Origin of the sequence: Kutzneria sp. NPDC052558, from assembly GCF_044547355.1 — a bacterium.
Classification (GTDB): Bacteria; Actinomycetota; Actinomycetes; order Mycobacteriales; family Pseudonocardiaceae; genus Kutzneria.
In genome coordinates this window covers 34,976-53,236 of the sequence record NZ_JBIUAG010000021.1, presented here as the reverse complement: position 1 = coordinate 53,236, position 18,261 = coordinate 34,976, and the positions used below count along the sequence as shown (strand labels likewise).

At 70.2% G+C, this 18,261-nt stretch carries 17 protein-coding genes; 10 read left to right on the top strand and 7 right to left on the bottom strand.

The features are described from left to right. Positions 1-283: 283 nt before the first annotated feature. The 6 genes from ACIG5F_RS31750 (at position 284) to ACIG5F_RS31725 (ending at position 5,828) form a co-directional block, all read left to right on the top strand. Positions 284-1,501 (top strand): MFS transporter, encoded by a 1,218-nt coding sequence (locus tag ACIG5F_RS31750; RefSeq protein WP_396523595.1) that lies wholly within the window; start codon positions 284-286, stop codon positions 1,499-1,501. Then, on the top strand, positions 1,501-2,325 hold the full coding sequence (fdhD, locus tag ACIG5F_RS31745; protein ID WP_396523594.1) for a formate dehydrogenase accessory sulfurtransferase FdhD: 825 nt from the start codon (positions 1,501-1,503) through the stop codon (positions 2,323-2,325). Before ACIG5F_RS31750 ends, fdhD begins: the two co-directional genes overlap by 1 nt. Before the next feature lie 13 nt (positions 2,326-2,338). Further along, entirely contained in the window at positions 2,339-3,199 is an 861-nt protein-coding gene (locus tag ACIG5F_RS31740) for a LysR substrate-binding domain-containing protein (RefSeq protein ID WP_396523593.1), read from the top strand. 40 nt (positions 3,200-3,239) lie between these two features. Continuing rightward, positions 3,240-3,788, top strand: a complete 549-nt coding sequence (locus ACIG5F_RS31735; protein ID WP_396523592.1) for a hypothetical protein — start codon at positions 3,240-3,242, stop codon at positions 3,786-3,788. A gap of 2 nt (positions 3,789-3,790) precedes the next feature. Further along, positions 3,791-4,882, top strand: coding sequence for an MAB_1171c family putative transporter (locus ACIG5F_RS31730; RefSeq protein ID WP_396523591.1), 1,092 nt, complete (start codon positions 3,791-3,793; stop codon positions 4,880-4,882). Between the two features lie 76 nt (positions 4,883-4,958). Then, a complete protein-coding gene (locus ACIG5F_RS31725) occupies positions 4,959-5,828 on the top strand; it encodes a phytoene/squalene synthase family protein (protein ID WP_396523590.1) in 870 nt (289 codons plus the stop codon). Here ACIG5F_RS31725 and ACIG5F_RS31720 read toward each other — a convergent pair. From ACIG5F_RS31720 to sucC, 6 genes are all read right to left on the bottom strand, one after another. Continuing rightward, positions 5,808-6,269 carry a hypothetical protein gene (locus tag ACIG5F_RS31720; RefSeq protein ID WP_396523589.1) on the bottom strand — a complete coding sequence of 154 codons (462 nt, stop codon included), beginning with the start codon at positions 6,267-6,269 and terminating at the stop codon, positions 5,808-5,810. The two genes, ACIG5F_RS31725 and ACIG5F_RS31720, sit on opposite strands and share 21 nt — an antisense overlap. A gap of 277 nt (positions 6,270-6,546) precedes the next feature. Beyond that, the gene (locus ACIG5F_RS31715) at positions 6,547-7,086 is read right to left on the bottom strand and encodes a hypothetical protein (protein WP_396523588.1); all 540 of its coding nucleotides are present in this window, start codon (positions 7,084-7,086) and stop codon (positions 6,547-6,549) included. Continuing rightward, positions 7,083-7,808, bottom strand: a complete 726-nt coding sequence (locus ACIG5F_RS31710; RefSeq protein WP_396523587.1) for a MerR family transcriptional regulator — start codon at positions 7,806-7,808, stop codon at positions 7,083-7,085. Before ACIG5F_RS31710 ends, ACIG5F_RS31715 begins: the two co-directional genes overlap by 4 nt. Positions 7,809-7,850: 42 nt before the next feature. Further along, positions 7,851-8,270 (bottom strand): hypothetical protein, encoded by a 420-nt coding sequence (locus ACIG5F_RS31705; RefSeq protein WP_396523586.1) that lies wholly within the window; start codon positions 8,268-8,270, stop codon positions 7,851-7,853. A gap of 159 nt (positions 8,271-8,429) precedes the next feature. After that, a complete protein-coding gene (gene sucD / locus ACIG5F_RS31700) occupies positions 8,430-9,302 on the bottom strand; it encodes a succinate--CoA ligase subunit alpha (protein ID WP_396523585.1) in 873 nt (290 codons plus the stop codon). A 1-nt stretch (position 9,303) separates the two neighbouring features. Next, positions 9,304-10,434, bottom strand: coding sequence for an ADP-forming succinate--CoA ligase subunit beta (gene sucC / locus ACIG5F_RS31695; RefSeq protein ID WP_396523584.1), 1,131 nt, complete (start codon positions 10,432-10,434; stop codon positions 9,304-9,306). A 237-nt stretch (positions 10,435-10,671) separates the two neighbouring features. On the opposite strand from sucC, the gene ACIG5F_RS31690 reads away from it, so the two are divergent. The 4 genes from ACIG5F_RS31690 to ACIG5F_RS31675 all read left to right on the top strand — a co-directional run bounded on the left by ACIG5F_RS31690 (position 10,672) and on the right by ACIG5F_RS31675 (position 17,308). After that, positions 10,672-12,411, top strand: coding sequence for a thiamine pyrophosphate-binding protein (locus tag ACIG5F_RS31690; RefSeq protein ID WP_396523583.1), 1,740 nt, complete (start codon positions 10,672-10,674; stop codon positions 12,409-12,411). 12 nt (positions 12,412-12,423) lie between these two features. Continuing rightward, a complete protein-coding gene (gene frc, locus ACIG5F_RS31685; protein WP_396523582.1) occupies positions 12,424-13,653 on the top strand; it encodes a formyl-CoA transferase in 1,230 nt (409 codons plus the stop codon). A gap of 9 nt (positions 13,654-13,662) precedes the next feature. Next, positions 13,663-15,801, top strand: a complete 2,139-nt coding sequence (locus tag ACIG5F_RS31680; protein ID WP_396523581.1) for an acetate--CoA ligase family protein — start codon at positions 13,663-13,665, stop codon at positions 15,799-15,801. A gap of 121 nt (positions 15,802-15,922) precedes the next feature. After that, positions 15,923-17,308, top strand: a complete 1,386-nt coding sequence (locus ACIG5F_RS31675) for an OFA family MFS transporter (RefSeq protein ID WP_396523580.1) — start codon at positions 15,923-15,925, stop codon at positions 17,306-17,308. Here the strand turns inward: ACIG5F_RS31675 and ACIG5F_RS31670 are convergent. Continuing rightward, positions 17,305-18,045 carry a GntR family transcriptional regulator gene (locus tag ACIG5F_RS31670; RefSeq protein ID WP_396523579.1) on the bottom strand — a complete coding sequence of 247 codons (741 nt, stop codon included), beginning with the start codon at positions 18,043-18,045 and terminating at the stop codon, positions 17,305-17,307. The two genes, ACIG5F_RS31675 and ACIG5F_RS31670, sit on opposite strands and share 4 nt — an antisense overlap. Between the last annotated feature and the right edge of the window lie 216 nt (positions 18,046-18,261).

Here is an 18,261-nt window from a genome sequence, read left to right as displayed (position 1 = left end):
GCCGCGACCCACCAACCGACGACCTCGCACGTGAGTGGCTTGCTTCGCCGCTGAGGCCACGTGAGTGGCTCAGACGGCCCTCGAAGCCAAATGAGCCACTCACGTGGGGCGTGGCGGTGGGTGGGGGTGGCACGTGAGTGGCTCGGGTGGGCTCTGGAGCCAAGCAAGCCACTCACGTGCGGCGGTCGGTGGATGGGCGGGTGGAGACGGAATCGGACCAGATCGATCGGTCGGCGGGGATGGGCCGGGCGGTGCGATCGACGACTGCGGGCAGGTGAGACCGATGGTTGCCGAGGTGAGCGACTTCTACGGCCGGCGGTACCGGGTCGGCGAGAGCGACCGGGAGCTGCTGGGCCATTCCCGGAACTGGGTGCTGGCGGCGGCGTGCGTGGCGATGATGGTCGCGGGCGCCGGACAGTACGGGTTCGGGCTGATCATGGGCGGCGGGCAGTACTGGCTGCTGGCGATCTGGGTGGCCACGCAAGCGATTGCGGTGTTTCCGCTGGCGCTGCTGCGGGAGCGGCTGAACGTCCGGCCGACGGCGGCGATGGTGGCGGGCGCGGTGCTGACCGCCATCGGAGATCTCTTCGCCGGCCCCTGGTCGGCGGTGCTGGGCGGGCTGGGCGCGGCGATCGTCTACGGCACGAGCCTGGCCGTGGTGGCGAAGTGGTTCCCGGAGCGGCGAACCCAGCTTGGCCTGGTGAGCGGGTCGTTCGCGGCCGGCGCGGTGCTGTTCGCGACGCCGTTGCCGATCATCGCGGTGGTGGTGATCACCGCCTGCGGCTTGCTCCTCAAGGAGCCGCCGAAGAACTGGTGGCCGCAGCGCCCGGACCCGAGGACCTGGGCGCTGGACAAGAACGTGAACCTCAGCCTGCGGCACAGCCGCCCGGCGATCCGCCGGTACACACCGGGCGAACTGCTGCGCTGCCCGACGTACGCGGTGATGTACGTGCTGGGGGCCTGCGCGGCGGCGGCGTGGCTGTTCGACATCGCCTTCATGGCGGCCTTCGTGGCCAGCAACGGCTGGGGGTACGCCTTCGCGGCGGTGGCGGTCTGCCTGCTGACGTTGTCCAGCGGCGTGGCGCGCTGGGCCACGGGCTGGGCGGGGGAGCGCTTCGGCGTCGGCCGCGTGGTTCGCGCGGCGCTGGGGCTTGGCGCTTTCGGCCAGCTCCTGGTGATCGTCGCCGGGCAGCAGCAGACGCCGGTGCTGTTGGCATTGGCGGCGTTGCTGGTCGGCGTGGGCGCGGGCTGCTGCTACGCCCTGCTCCCGGCCCTGGTCGAGGTCCACTTCGGCGACCAGGCCGGCCTGCTCAACTTCGGCCTGGTCTACAGCGCGAAGGCCGTCGGGGGGATCGTCGGCATCGGCCTGGCGGCGTCCATCGTCGGTGGGTACGGCTACGCGGCCGGTTTCCTGCTGGCGGCCGGGCTCGGGATCGTGGCGGCGATCGCCAGCGGCCTGCTGCGCCAGCCGGGCGTGCCGCGACTGCTGGCACCGGCCTGATGGGTCGGGTCACGGCGCGGCGGCGAGTGGTCCGGATCGTGGACGGCCGGGTGACCGCCCGGCCGGACACGCTCGCCGCCGAGGAGCCCCTGGAGATCCGCGTCGGCGGCCAGCCGCTGTCGGTCACGATGCGCACCCCCGGCCACGATTTCGACCTGGCGGCCGGGTTCCTGGTGTCGGAGGGCGTGGTCGGCCGGGCCGGTGAGGTGAGCGCGATCCGGTACTGCGCCGGGGCCACTGTGGACGGTGGCAACACCTACAACGTGCTGGACGTCAGCCTGGCCCAAGGGGTTGCGCCGCCCGACCCGTCGGTGGAGCGCAACTTCTACACCACCTCGTCGTGCGGTTTGTGCGGCAAGGCGAGTCTGGAGGCCGTGCGGTCGACCAGCCGGTGGACCGTCGACGAGGACGATCTTCGGGTCGGCATCGACGCGATCACCACGATGCCGGACACGCTGCGCACCGCGCAGTCGGTGTTCGACCGCACGGGCGGCCTGCACGCGGCCGGGCTGTTCACCCGGGACGGCCGGCTGCTGTGCCTGCGCGAGGACGTCGGCCGGCACAACGCGGTGGACAAGGTGATCGGCTGGGCGCTGCGGGACGACCGGCTGCCGCTGGCCGGCACCGTGCTCATGGTCAGCGGCCGAGCATCCTTCGAGTTGGCGCAGAAGGCGGTCATGGCCGGCATTCCGGTGCTGGCGGCGGTGTCCGCGCCCTCGTCGCTGGCGGTGGAGCTGGCCGCCGAGACGGGACTGACCCTGATCGGTTTCCTGCGCGGCGCGTCCATGAACGTCTACGCCGGCGCCGAGCGGCTGGGTCTCTAGCTACGCTGGGCGGATGTTCAAGCCGGCTCAGCTGGAGAGCTTCCTGGCCGTCGCGCAGACGCTCAGCTTCACCCAGGCCGCCGACGAGCTCGGCGTCCGCCAGTCGACGATCAGCCAGCACGTGCGGCAGGTGGAGGCGATCGTCGGCAAGCAGATGTTCCTGCGGGACACCCACACCGTGGAGCTGACGCCGGAGGGCGAGGCCATGGTCGGCTTCGCCCGCACCATCGTGGACACCGGCCGGGAGGCGATCGGCTTCTTCGCCGGGCCGCAGCTGCACGGGCGGCTGCGGTTCGGCGCGTCGGAGGATTTCGTCGCCACCTACCTGACCGACGTGCTGCGGGACTTCCGGCGGCGGCACCCGGCCGTCGAGCTGGAACTGACCGTGGGACTGAGCGGCGAACTGCACCGGAAGTTGGAAGCTCGCCAACTGGATCTTGTTTTCGGCAAACGGCAACTGGGCGCGGTGCACGGCCAGCTGGTGTGGCGGGACCGGCTGGTCTGGGTCGGGGCCGAGCACACGAGGCTGGATCCGGCCGCGCCGGTGCCGCTGATCCTGTACCCGGAGCCGAGCGTCAGCCGCGCCCAGGCGTTGGAAACCCTTCAGTGGCACGGCCGGCAGTTCCGCATCGCCTGCACCAGCACCAGCCTGAGCGGGCTGCGGGCCGCCGTGCTGGCCGGGTTGGGCGTGACCGCTCACACCCGCGGCCTGATTCCCGGTGATCTGGTGGAACTCGGTCCGCAGCACGGGCTTCCGGCGCTGGGCGAGATCGAGTTCGTGCTGTCCCCGCCGCCCCGGCTGCGCACCGAACCCGCGAGGGCGCTGGGGGCCGCGATCGTCGCGGACGCCAACAGACTGCGCCGCACACGCTAGAATGGCCGCCCACGGTCGCATCGAGGGGAGTGCCCTCCACATGGGTAGGCGGTTCGGCGGAACCACCACAGTCGACCAGGTCCTGCGTGAACTTTGGCGTCGTGACTTCCTGCACCCGGACGTGCGCGTTGTGTGCCAACGGCTCTCTCGGGACCGCGGCCGCCCGCTGCACCTGATCCCGCTGCCGCTGCGCACCTCGATCAGCGGCGCCTGGCTGGGCATGCCGGACGCGGATTACATTGTCTACCAGTCGGTCGGGTCCAGTCCGCTGCACCAGATCCACGTGATCTGGCACGAGATCGGGCACATGCTATTGCCGCACCACGCCCGGACCTGCGACGTCGACCCGGCGACCCGGGACGTGCTGATGAAGGTGCTCAACGCGCTCGTGCCCAACCTCAGTCCGGCTGTGTTGAGCCGGATCCTGGGTCGTGGCGGATTCACCGACCAGCAGGAGATCGAGGCCGAGCTGTTCGCCGGCGCCGCGGTGCGCGCCCTCGGCGAGCCGGCCCCGGACTCGGGGCACCGCAACCTGACCGAGACCGAGGCGCAGATCGTCGACGCCCTGGTCCAAGAACTGCGCGTCTGACCGTGCTGACCTTCGCCCTCGTGGCGACGGTGGTCGTGGCCGCCGTCGCGCTGACCACGCGGCTGCGCATGCTGGTCCGCGTCACCGTGGACCGGCGGCCCGGTCACGTGCTGGCACTGGGCTTCGCCGCGTGGCTGCTGGCCGTGCCGTTGGAGATCGAGTCCATCGCGGTGGCCGTCGACCAGTGGGCGGGCTGGGCGTTGTCGTGGCCGCTGCTGCGGGTGATCGCCTGCGCCGGCGGCTTCTTCACCCAGACGTTCTACCGGCTGGCCACCACCGACCGCGCCGATCCGGCCGAGCGGGCCCGGATCACCCGGCTGGTGCGAGGTTCGGCGCTGTTCGGCGTGACGGCGCTGGCGGTCGGGGTGATCCTGTTCGCGACCATGCCGCAGGACGTGCTCTTCGCCAGCGGGCCCACCGGTCGGATGATCACACCGGGCCCGGTGCATCCGGTGGCGGCGCTGGCCAACCTGATCATCCTCTGCTATTTCGCATACACCATCGGGAGCATCACCTTCGCGTCGTGGCGCTGGGCGGCCAAGGCCGACCTGCCGTGGCTGCGGCGTGGCCTGCGCGTGCATACAGTCGGCTGTGTTTTCGGGATCGCATACTGTGTGCACGTCGCTGCCTACCAGTTGACCGAGGTGGCCGGCATCTTTCCGCCATGGAAGGAGCTGGAGGGCGACGGCGCGCTGGTCGCGATGTGCCTGTTGCCGGCGTTCGTCGGCGTGACCGCGCCGATGTGGGGGCCGCGGCTGGACGGGCTGGTCCGCGCGGTCCGGCACTACCGGCACCGGCGGGCGCTGTATCCGTTGTGGCTGCGGCTGAGCGGCTCCATCGTGCGGCTCGACCCGCCGCGGACCGAGTGGCACGACCGGCTGCGGCTGCGGCCGGGGCAGCAGCACGCGCTGGTCTACCGGCGGGTCATCGAGCTGTGGGACGGGCTGCTGGCCGAGCATCCGGCGATGGTGGGCGGCGGCGGGCTGGACGGCCCCGACCTGGCCCGGGACATCCACTGGTGGCTGGAGATCGCCCGCGCGGCCGAAGTTCGCCCGATCGACGACGTGTTGGCCGAGTATCAAGGACATCTGTGAGCGAGCTTGCGAGGGCACCTTTCAGCACAGTGGCGTTTGTGGTCGCAGAGTCGCCGAGCGTCAGCGAGGTGGCACTGTGAGCGATGAGCTTGCTGCCGCCGGCATTCGCGACCCTCGGCTGCGGGCGGGTTACCTGCGCTGCAAGCGATTGCTGGCCGAGCACGACAAGTCGTACTACCTGGCCGCGCTGCTGCTGCCGCCGGCGCGGCGGCCGTTCGTGCACGCCATCTACGGCTTCGCCCGGCACGCCGACGAGATGGTCGACGGGGGCGACACCGCGGGTTTCGAGCCGTGGCGGGACCGGATCCTGGCCGAGCTGAGGGCCGGCGACACCGACGACGAGTTCGGCCGGGCGCTGTTGCACACCGTGCGGACGTGGGACATTCCGTTGCGGTACATCGAGGATTTCCTGGCCGCCATGACCTCGGACCTGACCGTGACCTCGTACGAGACGTACGCCGATCTCGAGGTCTACATGCACGGCGCCGCCGGCACCATGGCGTTGCAGCTCGCCCCGGTGCTCGGCGCGCGTTCCGAGGAGGCGGTCGAGGCCATGCGGCTGATGGGCATCGCCTTCCAGCTCACCAACATCCTCCGCGACGTCGGTGACGACCTCCAGCGCGGCCGCGTCTACCTGCCCGGCGAGGACCTGCGGCGGTTCGGCGTGACCGAGATCGTTGCGGGGCAACGGTTCCGGGAGCTGATCAAGTACGAGATCGCCCGCACCCGGTCGCTCTACCGGCAGGCCCGGGCCGGCGTGCCGCTGCTGGACCCGGCCGGCCGGTCCACCGCGTTGGCCGGCATGCGGCTGTACGGCGGAATCCTCGACGCCATCGAGCGGTCCGGCTACGACGTGATCGCTCAGCGGGTCAGCGTGGGCGCCGGCCGGCAGCTGGCCATCGCCGTGCCGGCCTACCTGCGGTCACTACTCGCGCGATCCGCCTGACTCCTGGCCGGATTCGCGATCGGTGCGGCGCAGCTCCATCACCTGTTCCAGCAGCACTTTCGCCGCCTCGGCCAACTGGCCGCTGTCCTGCTCCAGCAGCATCGCCCGCAGCGCGAAGGCCAGCACACCCTTGTCCCGCCACTCCGCCAGCTGCATCAGGTCCCGGTGGATGCCGGCGACCTTCTCCGCCGCCTGCGGCGTGGTCGGGGTGAGGAAGTACACCGGGTCCAGGTCGAAGAACGCGGCCAGGCCCTGCACCACGTTCACCGTCGGATTGTCCCGCTCCCCGTTGCGCAGCAGGCCGAGGTAGGACCCGGTGACCTTCACGCCCAGTTCGCCCAACGCGGCGGCAACTTCGGTGTTGCGATACTCCGGTCCGTCGGGACCCTTCGGCCGCACGGCGTCGAACGCGGCGTTGAGCTTGTCCTGAAAGCTCAGCATCGGCGCCCCCCACTCCGCTCAACTGATGTCCACGCACCGGCGTCGACTGTCCCAAGAGTAGTTGACACACCTGGCGGTTTCCATAGACTGGTTTCACCGCGGTCAACTGGTGTTGGCACTGGGGACCGCACCAAGGGGGGTTTGGTTGAGTCGAATGGACGACGCGCCCGACGAGGGGCGGGCATGGTGTCCAGGGGAGAGGTCCGACTCGACCATCAGTGCGGTTCCCGCCCGGCCTCGGGGGAGGACCAGGCGGGAACCGCGCTGCCGCCGCCGTTCAGTCTGACGCGGGCGCCGCATTCCGTTGCGCGGCAAGGAACCGGTGCGGCTCGTCCACGGTGATGTGCAGGTGCCGGACGCCGTCGAGGCGGGGGGCGTCGACCGGGTCGATGTGCACCGCGATGTTGGCGTCGCCATAGGCGTAGAGGGCGGTGTCGCCGTCGATCTTGAGGCCGGAGCGCAGCACGTTGGGCTTGGTGGTGGCGGTGACGGAAGTGATGGCGGACAACGGAATCGTGAGCTCGCTGAAGGCGCTGTCCCGCAGCACCAGGGCGTCCGGGCCGAGCAGGTGCGGACGGGTGGTCAGGGAGGCGAGCAGGCCGAGCAGCCAGAGCAGGGCGTAGACGTGCAGGGCGAGCATGAGCCACGGCCAGAAGGTGCCGGGCAGCACGGCCGACAGCACGAACTCGACGACCAGACCCTCCACAATGGACATTGCTAGCAGGACGTAGACCAGTGGCCGGAAGGCGCGGCCGTAGCCGAAGGCGGACGGGTCGGCCGGCCGGCGGCGCAGCCAGGCGACCAGGCAGCCGATCATGGCGTGGCCTGCTTCCAGTAGGAGAACATCAGCCGCAGGCAGCGGGCCTGGGCCGGGGACATGTCGGCGCTGATGGCGGCCAGGAGGGCATCCGGGTCGGCGTGCACGTCCCGGACCTCGGGCGGCAGCATGGCGACCACGGCCGGCCCGAAGTCCCGGGCCCGTTCGGCCAGTTCGGTGACGGCGGGATCGTTGGGGGAGACGTCGACCAGCCGCTCGAAGTCGGCCTGCGCGGCCGCCATCCGCTGCTGGAGATCGGAGTCGGCGAGCACCGAGTGGTAGAGGTCGAGGCTGCCGGTGAGGGACTCCATCACCTCGGCAGCGAGGATTTCCCTTTCCCGGCCGGGAAAGTCGGTGAGGGAGTCGATCACGGCGTGCAGGGCCGGGGAGCGCAGGTCGCCTTCGGCGGCCAGCAGGTCGGCGATGGCGGTGCGCTGGGCGGCGATGCGCTCCTGCTGGGCGGCCAGGTCGCCGTCGATCTCGCGGAGTATCTCCACCAGGTCCCGGTTGCGGTCGTCCGAGAGCGCGTCGGCGACCTCCTCCAGGGCCAGCCCCAGCTCGGCCAGCCGGCGGGCCCGCAGCAGCAGGACCAGATCCCGCAGTTCGTAGCTGCGGTACCCGTTCTCCCGTCGGCGCGGCTCCGGCAGCAGGCCGATCCGGTGGTAGTGCCGCACCGTCCGGGTCGACACCCCGGCCAGTCCCGCGAGTTCCCCGATTCGCATGGGACCAGTAAAAACCTTGACGTCACGACAAGGTCAAGCCGTTCACCCGACGAGCAGCCCGACCCCCAGGCTGACCACGCCCGCGCCCAGGGCCAGCGCGCCCAGCCACACCAGCCAGATCAGCCGGTTCGGCTTGGTCACCTCGCCGCGGCCCATGGAGGAGAAGAAGAACCCCGCCGAGATCAGCGCCGCCGCCGCGGGCGCCCCGAGCCTCGCCACCCAGCCCCACAGCCCGTCCAACCCCGCCGCGTCCGCCAGCACCAGCGTCACCAGTCCCAGCGTGACCAGCACCCCGGCGTGCGCGTGCCCCGCCCGGGCGAACGCCTTCTGGAAGTCGGTCATCGGCACCGTGCCGCGGACGATCTGGGTCATGAACCACCCGCCGAACTCGATCCCGACGATCGTCAGCAGCACGATCGCCGCGATGTAGCGCGACGCCGCCGTGAGCTCCAAGGTGTGCATGCTCGCCTCCCCGTTTGAGAACGCCGTTATAAAACACCGTTTCGAACGGCGTGTCAAGGAAGCGAGGGGGGCGGGGGACGCACCTGAGTGGCTCATTTCGCCCCTGGAGCCACATGAGCCACTCAGGTGTGGTTGTGGGGCGGGGTGGGCCGCCGATGGTCAGAGCAGGTCCCGGGCCAGCCGTGCGGTTTCGGAGGGGGTGCGGCCGACGGCGATGCCGGCGGCCTCCAGGGCGGCCTTCTTCGCCTCGGCGGTGCCGGCGGAGCCGGAGACGATGGCGCCGGCGTGGCCCATGGTCTTGCCCTCGGGCGCGGTGAAGCCGGCGACGTAGCCGACGACGGGCTTGGTGACGTGGTCCTTGACATACGCGGCGGCGCGTTCCTCGGCGTCGCCGCCGATCTCGCCGATCATGACGATGAGCTCGGTCTCGGGATCGTTCTGGAACGCCTCGAGCGCGTCGATGTGGGTGGTGCCGACGATGGGGTCGCCGCCGATGCCGACGGCGGTGGAGCAGCCGAAGTCCCGGAGCTCGTGCATGAGCTGGTAGGTCAGCGTGCCGGACTTGGAGACCACGCCGACCCGGCCGGGCTTGGTGATGTCGGCGGGGATGATGCCGGCGTTGCACTTGCCGGGGCTGATCACGCCGGGGCAGTTGGGGCCGATGATCCGGGTGGCGCTGCCGACCGAGTGGGCCCAGAACGCGGCGGTGTCGTGCACGGGGATGCCCTCGGTGATCACGACGGCCAGCCCGATGCCGGCGTCGACGGCCTCGATCACGGCGTCGCGGGCGAAGACCGGCGGCACGAAGAGCACCGACACGTCGGCCCCGGTCTGGAACATCGCCTCGGCCACGGTGCCGAACACCGGCAGCGTGGCGCCGTCGAAGTCCACACGCTGCCCGGCCTTGCGGGCGTTCACGCCGCCGACGACGGTGGCGCCGGCCCGAAGCATGCGAGCGGTGTGCTTGCCGCCCTCGGAGCCGGTCATGCCCTGCACCACGACCCGGCTGTTCTCGTCGATGAAGATCGCCATGTCACGCTCCCCGCGCCGCGAGCCGCGCGGCGGTGCCGGCGGCGTCGTCCATCGTCTCCACCATGGTCACCAGCGGATGCCCGGCCTCGGTGAGCATCCGCCGCCCCTGCTTGACGTTGTTGCCGTCCAGCCGCACCACGAGCGGCTTGGTCGCCCGGGAACCCAGCATGGCCAACGCCTTCAGGATGCCGTCGGCCACCGCGTCGCACGCGGTGATGCCGCCGAACACGTTCACGAACACCGACTTCACGCCGGGATCGCCGAGCACGATCTCCAGGCCGTCGGCCATCACCTGGGCCGACGCGCCGCCGCCGATGTCCAGGAAGTTGGCCGGCCCGGCCCCGCCGGCCTGGGCCACGACGTCCAAAGTGGACATCACCAGCCCGGCGCCGTTGCCGATCACGCCGACATCGCCGGCCAGCTTGACGTAGTTGAGCCCCTTGGCCCGGGCGGCCTGCTCCAGCGGGTCGTCGGCGGTGGCCCCGAGCGGCCGGCCGCAGTGGCGGAAGGCGGCGCTGTCGTCCAGGGCCACCTTGCCGTCCAGCGCCACGATCTCGCCGGATTTGGTGCGCGCCAACGGGTTCACCTCGACCAGCGTGCAGTCCTCGCGGACGAACACGTCCCACAGCTTGACGATGACCTCGGCCGATGCGGACGGCAGCCCGGCCGCCTCGGCGATCTCGCCGGCCAGCGCCAGGTCCATGTCGCGGACCGGCCGCCGGGTCAGGGCCGCCGGCCGGGTCGCGGCCACCTCCTCGATGTCCATGCCGCCCTCGGCCGAGGCCATCGCGAGAAAGGTCCGGTTCGCGCGGTCGAGCAGGAACGAGAAGTAGTACTCGTCGGCGATGGCGGAGGCGGCGGTCACCAGCACCGCGTGCACGGTGTGCCCCTTGATATCCATGCCCAGAATGGCCTCGGCGGCGGCTCGGGCCTCGGCCGGCGTGCCGGCCGGCTTGACGCCGCCGACCTTGCCCCGGCCGCCGACCTTGACCTGTGCCTTCACCACGACCGGGCCGCCGATCGCCATCGCCGCCGCGAACGCGCCCGCGGGTGTGGTGGCGACCTCGCCGGGCGGCACGGGGACGCCGTGGCGGGCGAACAGGTCCCTGGCCTCGTGTTCGAACAGATCCAACGTGCGGCCCTCCTGTGAACCCTGCGCGGGCAGAGGCTCCTCGTCGGTGGGGGTGGATTTCCGTGGACCGGAATCGCCGCGGCTGTGCCCAGCGGAATGGGCGCTGTCGCCGGGCGTCGAGATCGCGAAATGTTCTCGCCTTGCTCTGGACACCGGGCCGGAACAGGCGTAAGCATATGCCTACTCCATATCGTATGCAATCTACAGTGCAGCGGAGCCGGCGAGGAGTTGACCAGCATGGTGGGAACAGAACCTGTGGCAGGGACCCGGCAGTCGAGCGGTCCGGCGGCGAACGGATCCGCGCCCGCGCCGGCGATGATCTCCGGCGGCCATCTGGTCGCCAAGGCGCTCAAGGCCGAGGGCATCGACACCATCTTCACCCTGTGCGGCGGGCACATCATCGACATCTACGACGGCTGCGTCGACGAGGGCATCGAGGTCATCGACGTGCGGCACGAGCAGGTCGCCGCGCACGCCGCCGACGGCTACGCCCGCGTCACCGGCAGGCCCGGCTGCGCGGTGGTCACCGCCGGCCCGGGCACGACCGACGCGGTCACCGGCGTGGCCAACGCCTTCCGCGCGGAGAGCCCGATGCTGCTGATCGGCGGCCAGGGCGCGCTGACCCAGCACAAGATGGGGTCACTGCAGGACCTGCCGCACGTCGACATGATGAACCCGATCACCAAGTTCGCGGCCACCGTGCCGGACACCGCCCGCGTCGCCGACATGGTGTCGATGGCGTTGCGGGAGGCGTTCAACGGCGCGCCCGGCCCGTCCTTCCTGGAGATCCCCCGGGACGTCCTGGACAACAAGGTGCCGGTGGACAAGGCGCGGGTGCCGCAGGCCGGCCATTACCGGGCCTCCACCCGGCAGGCCGGCGACCCCGAGGCCGTGGAGAAGCTGGCGGATCTGTTGGCGCACGCCAAAAAACCGGCGATCCTGCTGGGCAGCCAGGTCTGGACGACCCGCGCCACCGACGCGGCCGTGGAACTGGTGCGCACGCTGAACATTCCGGCCTACATGAACGGCGCCGGCCGCGGCACGCTGCCGCCCGGCGACCCGCACCACCTCCAGCTGTCCCGCCGCTACGCCTTCGACAACGCCGACGTGATCGTCATCGTCGGCACCCCCTTCGACTTCCGGATGGGGTACGGGCGAAGGCTCTCCGCCAAGGCCACGGTGGTGCAGATCGACCTGGACTACCGCACCGTCGGCAAGAACCGCGACATCGATCTGGGCATCGTCGGCGACGCCGGCCTGATCCTGGCCTCGGTCACCGCCGCCGCGTCCGGCCGCGTCGACAACGGGGCAACCGGCCGCAAGCCGTGGCTGGAGGAGCTGCACAAGGTCGAGGACCAGGCGCGGCAGAAGCGGTTGCCGCAGCTGCATTCCGACGCCAGCCCGATCCACCCGTACCGGCTGGTGCACGAGATCAACGAGTTCCTCACCGAGGACTCCATCTACATCGGCGACGGCGGCGACATCGTCACCTTCTCCGGCCAGGTGGTGCAGCCCAAGTCGCCCGGGCACTGGATGGACCCGGGCCCGCTGGGCACGCTCGGCGTCGGCATTCCCTTTGTCCTGGCCGCGAAGCACGCCCGCCCGGACAAGGAGGTCGTCGCCCTGTTCGGCGACGGCGCGTTCTCGCTGACCGGCTGGGACTTCGAGACCCTGGTCCGCTACAACCTGCCCTTCGTGGGCATCGTCGGCAACAACTCCTCCATGAACCAGATCCGCTACGGCCAGGCCCAGAAGTACGGCCTGGCAAGGGAACGCGTCGGCAACACGCTCGGCGACGTGCACTACGACCAGTTCGCCAAGATGCTCGGCGGCCACGGCGAGCAGGTGCGCGACCCGGCCGACATCGGCCCGGCGCTGCGGCGCGCCCGCGAGTCCGGCCTGCCGTCGCTGATCAACGTCTGGGTCGACCCGGACGCGTACGCCCCCGGAACCATGAACCAGACCATGTACAAGTAGCGGGAGGTCGTGATGGGCAAGGCACTGGAGGGCGTGCGCGTCCTCGACATGACCCACGTGCAGTCCGGTCCGTCGTCCACCCAGCTGCTGGCCTGGCTGGGCGCGGACGTGATCAAGCTGGAGACCCCCGGCCGCGGCGACATCACCCGCGGGCAGCTGCGGGACATCCCGGACGTGGACAGCCTCTACTTCACCATGCTCAACGGCAACAAGCGCAGCATCACGCTGAACATGAAGAGCGACGAGGGCCGGGAGATCTTCACCAAGCTGGTGTCCGATGTGGACGTCCTGGTGGAGAACTTCGGGCCCGGCGTGATCGACCGGTTCGGCTTCACCTGGGAGCGCCTCAGCGAGCTCAACCCGCGGCTGGTCTACGCCTCCATCAAGGGTTTCGGCCCCGGCCGCTACGCCGACTTCAAGGCCTACGAGGTGATCGCGCAGGCGATGGGCGGCTCGATGAGCACCACCGGCTTCGAGCAGGGCCCGCCCACCGCGACCGGCGCGCAGATCGGCGACTCCGGCACCGGCATCCACCTGGTGGCCGCGATCCTGGCCGCGCTGTACCAGCGCACCAACTCCGGCCGGGGGCAGCGGGTGCAGGTGGCCATGCAGGACGCGGTGCTCAACCTGTGCCGGGTCAAGCTGCGCGACCAGCAGCGGCTGGCCCACGGGCCGCTGGGGGAGTACCCGAACGAGACCTTCGGCGACGAGGTTCCCCGCTCCGGCAACGCTTCCGGCGGCGGGCAGCCGGGATGGGCGGTGCGCTGCGCGCCCGGCGGCCCCAACGACTACATCTACGTGATCATCCAGCCGCCGGGCTGGCGGCCGATCACCGAGCTGATCGGCAAGCCGGAGCTGGCCGACGACCCGCAGTGGGCGACGCCGGAGGCACGGCTGTCCAAGTTGGACAAGGTGTTCGCCATGGTCGAGGACTGGACCAGCGGACTGTCCAAATGGGACGTCATGGAGCAGCTCAACGCGGCCAACGTGCCGTGCGGTCCGATCCTGTCCACCCGGGAGCTGATCGAGGACGAGACCCTGGCCGAACTCGGCTCGGTGGTCCCGGTGCAGCATCCCGAGCGCGGCGAGTACAAGACCGTGGGCTGCCCGCTCAAGCTCTCCGACTCGCACGTGGAGATCACCCGCTCGCCGCTGCTGGGCGAGCACAACGCCGAGGTGCTCGGCGAACTGGGCTACGGCCCCGACCAGCTGGAGCGGCTGCGCGCCGCCGGCGTGATCTAGGGGAGCGGCATGAGCGACTACGACCGCGAGGCGGTGCAGCGGGTGCTGGCGCGGGTCGCGGCGGACGGCCGCGACTCGCTGACCGCGCCCGAGGGCAAGATCGTCTGCGACGCCTACGGCATCGGCACTCCCGGCGAGGGGCTGGCCACCTCGTCCGAGCAGGCCGTGGAGATCGCCGAGGGCCTGGGTTTCCCGGTGGTGCTGAAGATCGTGTCGCCGGACATCCTGCACAAGACCGAGGCCGGCGGCGTGCTGGTGGGATTGAAGGACGCCGGTCAGGTGGCCCACGGGCACCGCACCATCCTGGCCAACGCCAAGATCTACAACCCCGACGCCGCGATCGTCGGCATCCAGGTGCAGCAGATGCTGGCCGCCGGCCAGGAGGTCATCGTCGGGGCCACCACCGACCGGACCTTCGGCAAGATCGTCGCCTTCGGGCTGGGCGGCGTGCTGGTCGAGGTGCTCAAGGACGTCACTTTCCGGTTGGCCCCAACGGATCGCCAGCAGGCGCTGTCCATGGTCGACGGCATCGCCGCCGCCGAGATCCTGCGCGGCGTGCGCGGGGCCGAGCCGGCCGACCGGGACGCCATCGCCGACCTGATCATCCGGGTGTCCGACCTGGTGACCGACTTCCCGCAACTGTCCGAAGTGGACCTCAACCCGGTGCTGGCCACGCCGACCGGGGCGACCGCGGTGGACGTGCGGATACTGGTCGACCCGGACGCCGCCGCCGAGCCGGCCCGGTTCTCCCAGCAGGAGATCCTGGCCGCGATGAACCGCATCATGCGGCCGGCCGCGGTCGCGGTGATCGGGGCGTCGGCCGAGGACGGCAAGATCGGCAACTCGGTGATGAAGAACCTGGTCAACGGCGGCTACCGGGGCGAGATCTACCCGATCAACCCCAAGGCCGCGGAAATACTGGAGCGCAAGGCCTTCGCCACCATCGCCGACGTGCCCGGCGAGGTGGACGTGGCCGTGTTCGCCATCCCGGCCACGTTCGTGCCGCAGGCCCTGCGCGAGGTGGGCGAGAAGGGCGTGGCCGGCGCGATCCTGATCCCGTCCGGCTTCGGCGAGACCGGCAACCACGAGCTCCAGGACGAGATCGTGAGGATCGCTCGGGAGCACGATGTGCGCATCCTCGGGCCCAACATCTACGGCTACTACTACACACCCGAGCACCTGTCCGCGACCTTCTGCACGCCCTACGACGTCCAGGGCGGGGTGGCGCTGTCCTCGCAGAGCGGCGGCATCGGCATGGCCATCCTCGGGTTCAGCCGCTCGGCCCGGATGGGCGTGTCGGCCATCGTCGGCGTCGGCAACAAGGCCGACATCGACGAGGACGACCTGCTGACCTTCTTCGAGCACGACGACAACACCAAGCTGATCGCCATGCACCTGGAGGACCTCAAGGACGGCCGGTCCTTCGCCGAGACGGCCAAGCGGGTGTCCCGGACCAAGCCGGTGGTGGTGCTCAAGGCCGGCCGCACCGCCCAGGGCGCCAAGGCGGCCAGCTCCCACACCGGGGCGCTGGCCGGAGACGACAAGGTGTACGACGACATCCTGCGGCAGAGCGGCGTGGTGCGGGCCCCGGGCCTCAACGACATGCTGGAGTACGCCCGCGGCGTGCCGCTGCTGCCCACCCCCAGGGGCGAGAACGTCGTGATCATCACCGGCGCCGGCGGCTCGGGCGTGTTGCTGTCGGACGCCTGCGTGGACAACGGCCTCACGCTGATGTCCATTCCGGACGATCTGGACAAGGCGTTCCGGGAGCACATCCCGCCGTTCGGCGCGGCCGGCAACCCGGTCGACATCACCGGCGGCGAACCCCCGTCCACCTACCGCGACACCATCGCCCTCGGCCTGGCCGACGAGCGGGTGCACGCGCTGATCCTGGGCTACTGGCACACCATCGTCACGCCGCCCATGGTCTTCGCCGAGCTCGTCGTCGACGTGGTCGAGCAGTACCGGGAACACGGCATCCACAAGCCGGTCGTGGCGTCGCTGTCGGGCGACGTCGAGGTCGAGCAGGCGGCCGAGTTCCTGTACCGGCACGGCATCGTGGCCTACCCGTACACCACGGAGAAGCCGGTCGCCGTGCTCGGGGCCAAGTACCGCTGGGCCAGGGAGGCGGGACTCATGCAGGGCTGACAGATGACCGAACAGGAGGCATGATGCCGATCCGGACTTAGCCACCGCACGCAGCACGATCAGACGCCATCGGAGGACAACAGGGGATCTGGGGACTCGCAAAGACGCGAAAGAGGCTCTGATGACCACTAGTTCCACCACGAGTTACCGGGAGTTGACGGACGACAACGGCAGGGTCTACCGGATCGGCGAGAGCCCCCAGGACCTCATGGGGCGCTCCCGGGCCTGGATGGTCTGGTTACCCTGGATCGCGATGATCGCGGTGAGCGTCTACGAGTACGGCTGGGGCGCCGTGGTCAAGACGTTGCAGCAGAAGAACGGTTGGACGCTGACCGAGGTGTTCTGGTTGGCGACGGTGTGGGCGGTCTTCCAGGCCGCCATCGCGTTCCCCGCGGGACGGTTGCGGGAGCGCAATGTGGTGTCGGCCCGTTCGGCAATGTTGTTGGGCGCGGTGTTGTCGGGCGTCGGCTATTTCACCATCGCATACAGTGGCAGCCTGGGTCTGGCGTTCGCCGGCTACTCGGTCTGCGGCGGCATCGGCGCGGGCCTGGTGTACGCCACCTGCATCAACATGGTCGGCAAGTGGTACCCCGAGAAACGGGGCGCCCGCACCGGTTTTGTCAACGGCGGGTTCGCCTACGGCGCGGTGCCGTTCATCTACGTCTTCAGCGCGGTGCTGACCCCCAGCAGCACCACGCTGATCCTGTCCCTGATCGGCGTCTACATGCTGCTCGTGGTGGTGGCGTGTGGATTGCTGTTCCGGGACCCGCCGAAGAACTGGTGGCCCGAGCACATCGACCCGTTCGAGTGGGCCCGCAACACCAAGACCAACAAGAGCCTGGCCAAGAACCCGCCGGCGGTAAGGCAGTTCACGCCGGGTGAGGCCATCCGCAGCGGCATGCTGCCGCTGATGTGGCTGTCGTTGGTGATCATCGGCGGGGTGTCCCTGTTCGGCATCAACTTCCAGGTGCAGTTCGCCACGGCCAGCCACTTCGGGCCGTTCGTGGCGGCGTCCTCGGCCGGCGTCCTGTCCATTGTGAACGGAACCGGTCGGGCCCTGGTCGGCTGGCTGTCCGACCACATCGGACGCCGGCAGACGCTGACCCTGGTGCTGGTGATCGCCGGCATCGCCCAGTTCGGCCTGGTGTACTCGGGCAACACCGAGAACATCGTGCTGTTCATGGTGTTCGCGTTCCTGGTCGGCTTCGGCGGGGGCGCGTTCTACCCGCTGTTCGCCGCCCTGGTGCCGGACTACTTCGGCGAGAACCACAACGCCACCAACTACGGCCTGGTCTACAGCGCCAAGCTCGTGGGCGGGGTCGGCGGCGGCGGGCTCGGCGCCATGGTCGTGGCCGGCTGGGGTTACACCGGCGCGTACGTGCTCGCCGGCTGCATCGCCCTGCTGGCCGCCGTGCTCACACTGTTCCTGCACCAGCCGGGACGGCCGAAGTCCAAGACCACGGTGTCGGCCGCGGCCCCGGGCTTCGGCGCCCCAACCACCGCCTAACTGCTCGCCTGAGCTTGACGTTCCTTGTGGTAGGCCAGCCGGGTTCGTTCCGTGTGGACGGTCATGATCCGGCTGGCCTGCTCGGCGTCGCCGGCGGCGATGGCCTCGATGAGCTGTTCGTGCTCGCCCCAGGCGTCCTCGCCGCGGGGCTGGGCGATCGGGGTGTAGTACCAGCGCACCCGGCGGTCCACCATGCCGATCAGCTCGGACAGCACGGCGTTGCCGGCCAGCGTGGTGATGAACGAGTGCAGGTTGGCGTTGGCGGTGACCAGCCGGTCCACGTCGCGGTTGTTCAGCGCGTCGACGCCGTCGGCCTGGAGGTGCCACAGCCGGTCGACATCCGACGGGGTGGCGTGCTCGGCGGCCAGCTGGGCCGAGTAGGTCTCCAGCACGCCGCGCACGCTGAGCAGCTGGTCGGCCTCCTCCTCGGTCGGCGTGTGCACAAAGGCGCCCTGGGCCGGGCGCAGATCCACCCAGCCCTCGGTCTGAAGTCGTTGCAGCGCCTCGCGAACGGGCTGGCGACTGACCCCCAGGTACTCGGCCAGCTCGATCTCCACCAGGTGCTGTCCCGGCTGGAGCGTGCGGTTGACGATCAGCTCGATGAGCGCCTCGTAGACGGCCTGGCGCAGCGGCGCGGGGCGTTCCACCTTGCGGCCGGCCGCCTCGCCGAGCGTGCCGCGGCTCGCCCGGCGCCGGTTGACCGCTCCGCCGGGGAACGGTGTCGCGGGCTCGCTCACCTGGAGCCTCCTCGAACAGGGGATTGGTGCTTAAAGGTTACAGAATTTCGTATGCAAAAGACACTGCACGTGGGACGGGTCACCTCTTGTGCCCATAGTACCGCAAACCGTACACACACGGCAACCGATCTGCTACCGGACGTAACACTCGCGCGGGTCTACCGTCGAACGTCCCGACATCGCATACTGTATCCAATCTCCGCCGACACCTGAGGG

Bases quoted from the DNA above. Each gene is read 5' to 3' on its own strand.
- ACIG5F_RS31705 (WP_396523586.1), bottom strand. From the start codon at position 8,270: ATGCACACCTTGGAGCTCACGGCGGCGTCGCGCTACATCGCGGCGATC.
- ACIG5F_RS31680 (WP_396523581.1), top strand. From the start codon at position 13,663: ATGAGCGACTACGACCGCGAGGCGGTGCAGCGGGTGCTGGCGCGGGTC.
- sucD (WP_396523585.1), bottom strand. From the start codon at position 9,302: ATGGCGATCTTCATCGACGAGAACAGCCGGGTCGTGGTGCAGGGCATG.
- frc (WP_396523582.1), top strand. From the start codon at position 12,424: ATGGGCAAGGCACTGGAGGGCGTGCGCGTCCTCGACATGACCCACGTG.
- ACIG5F_RS31720 (WP_396523589.1), bottom strand. From the start codon at position 6,269: ATGCTGAGCTTTCAGGACAAGCTCAACGCCGCGTTCGACGCCGTGCGG.
- ACIG5F_RS31750 (WP_396523595.1), top strand. From the start codon at position 284: ATGGTTGCCGAGGTGAGCGACTTCTACGGCCGGCGGTACCGGGTCGGC.
- ACIG5F_RS31740 (WP_396523593.1), top strand. From the start codon at position 2,339: ATGTTCAAGCCGGCTCAGCTGGAGAGCTTCCTGGCCGTCGCGCAGACG.
- ACIG5F_RS31675 (WP_396523580.1), top strand. From the start codon at position 15,923: ATGACCACTAGTTCCACCACGAGTTACCGGGAGTTGACGGACGACAAC.
- ACIG5F_RS31710 (WP_396523587.1), bottom strand. From the start codon at position 7,808: ATGCGAATCGGGGAACTCGCGGGACTGGCCGGGGTGTCGACCCGGACG.
- ACIG5F_RS31690 (WP_396523583.1), top strand. From the start codon at position 10,672: ATGGTGGGAACAGAACCTGTGGCAGGGACCCGGCAGTCGAGCGGTCCG.
- fdhD (WP_396523594.1), top strand. From the start codon at position 1,501: ATGGGTCGGGTCACGGCGCGGCGGCGAGTGGTCCGGATCGTGGACGGC.
- ACIG5F_RS31715 (WP_396523588.1), bottom strand. From the start codon at position 7,086: ATGATCGGCTGCCTGGTCGCCTGGCTGCGCCGCCGGCCGGCCGACCCG.
- ACIG5F_RS31735 (WP_396523592.1), top strand. From the start codon at position 3,240: ATGGGTAGGCGGTTCGGCGGAACCACCACAGTCGACCAGGTCCTGCGT.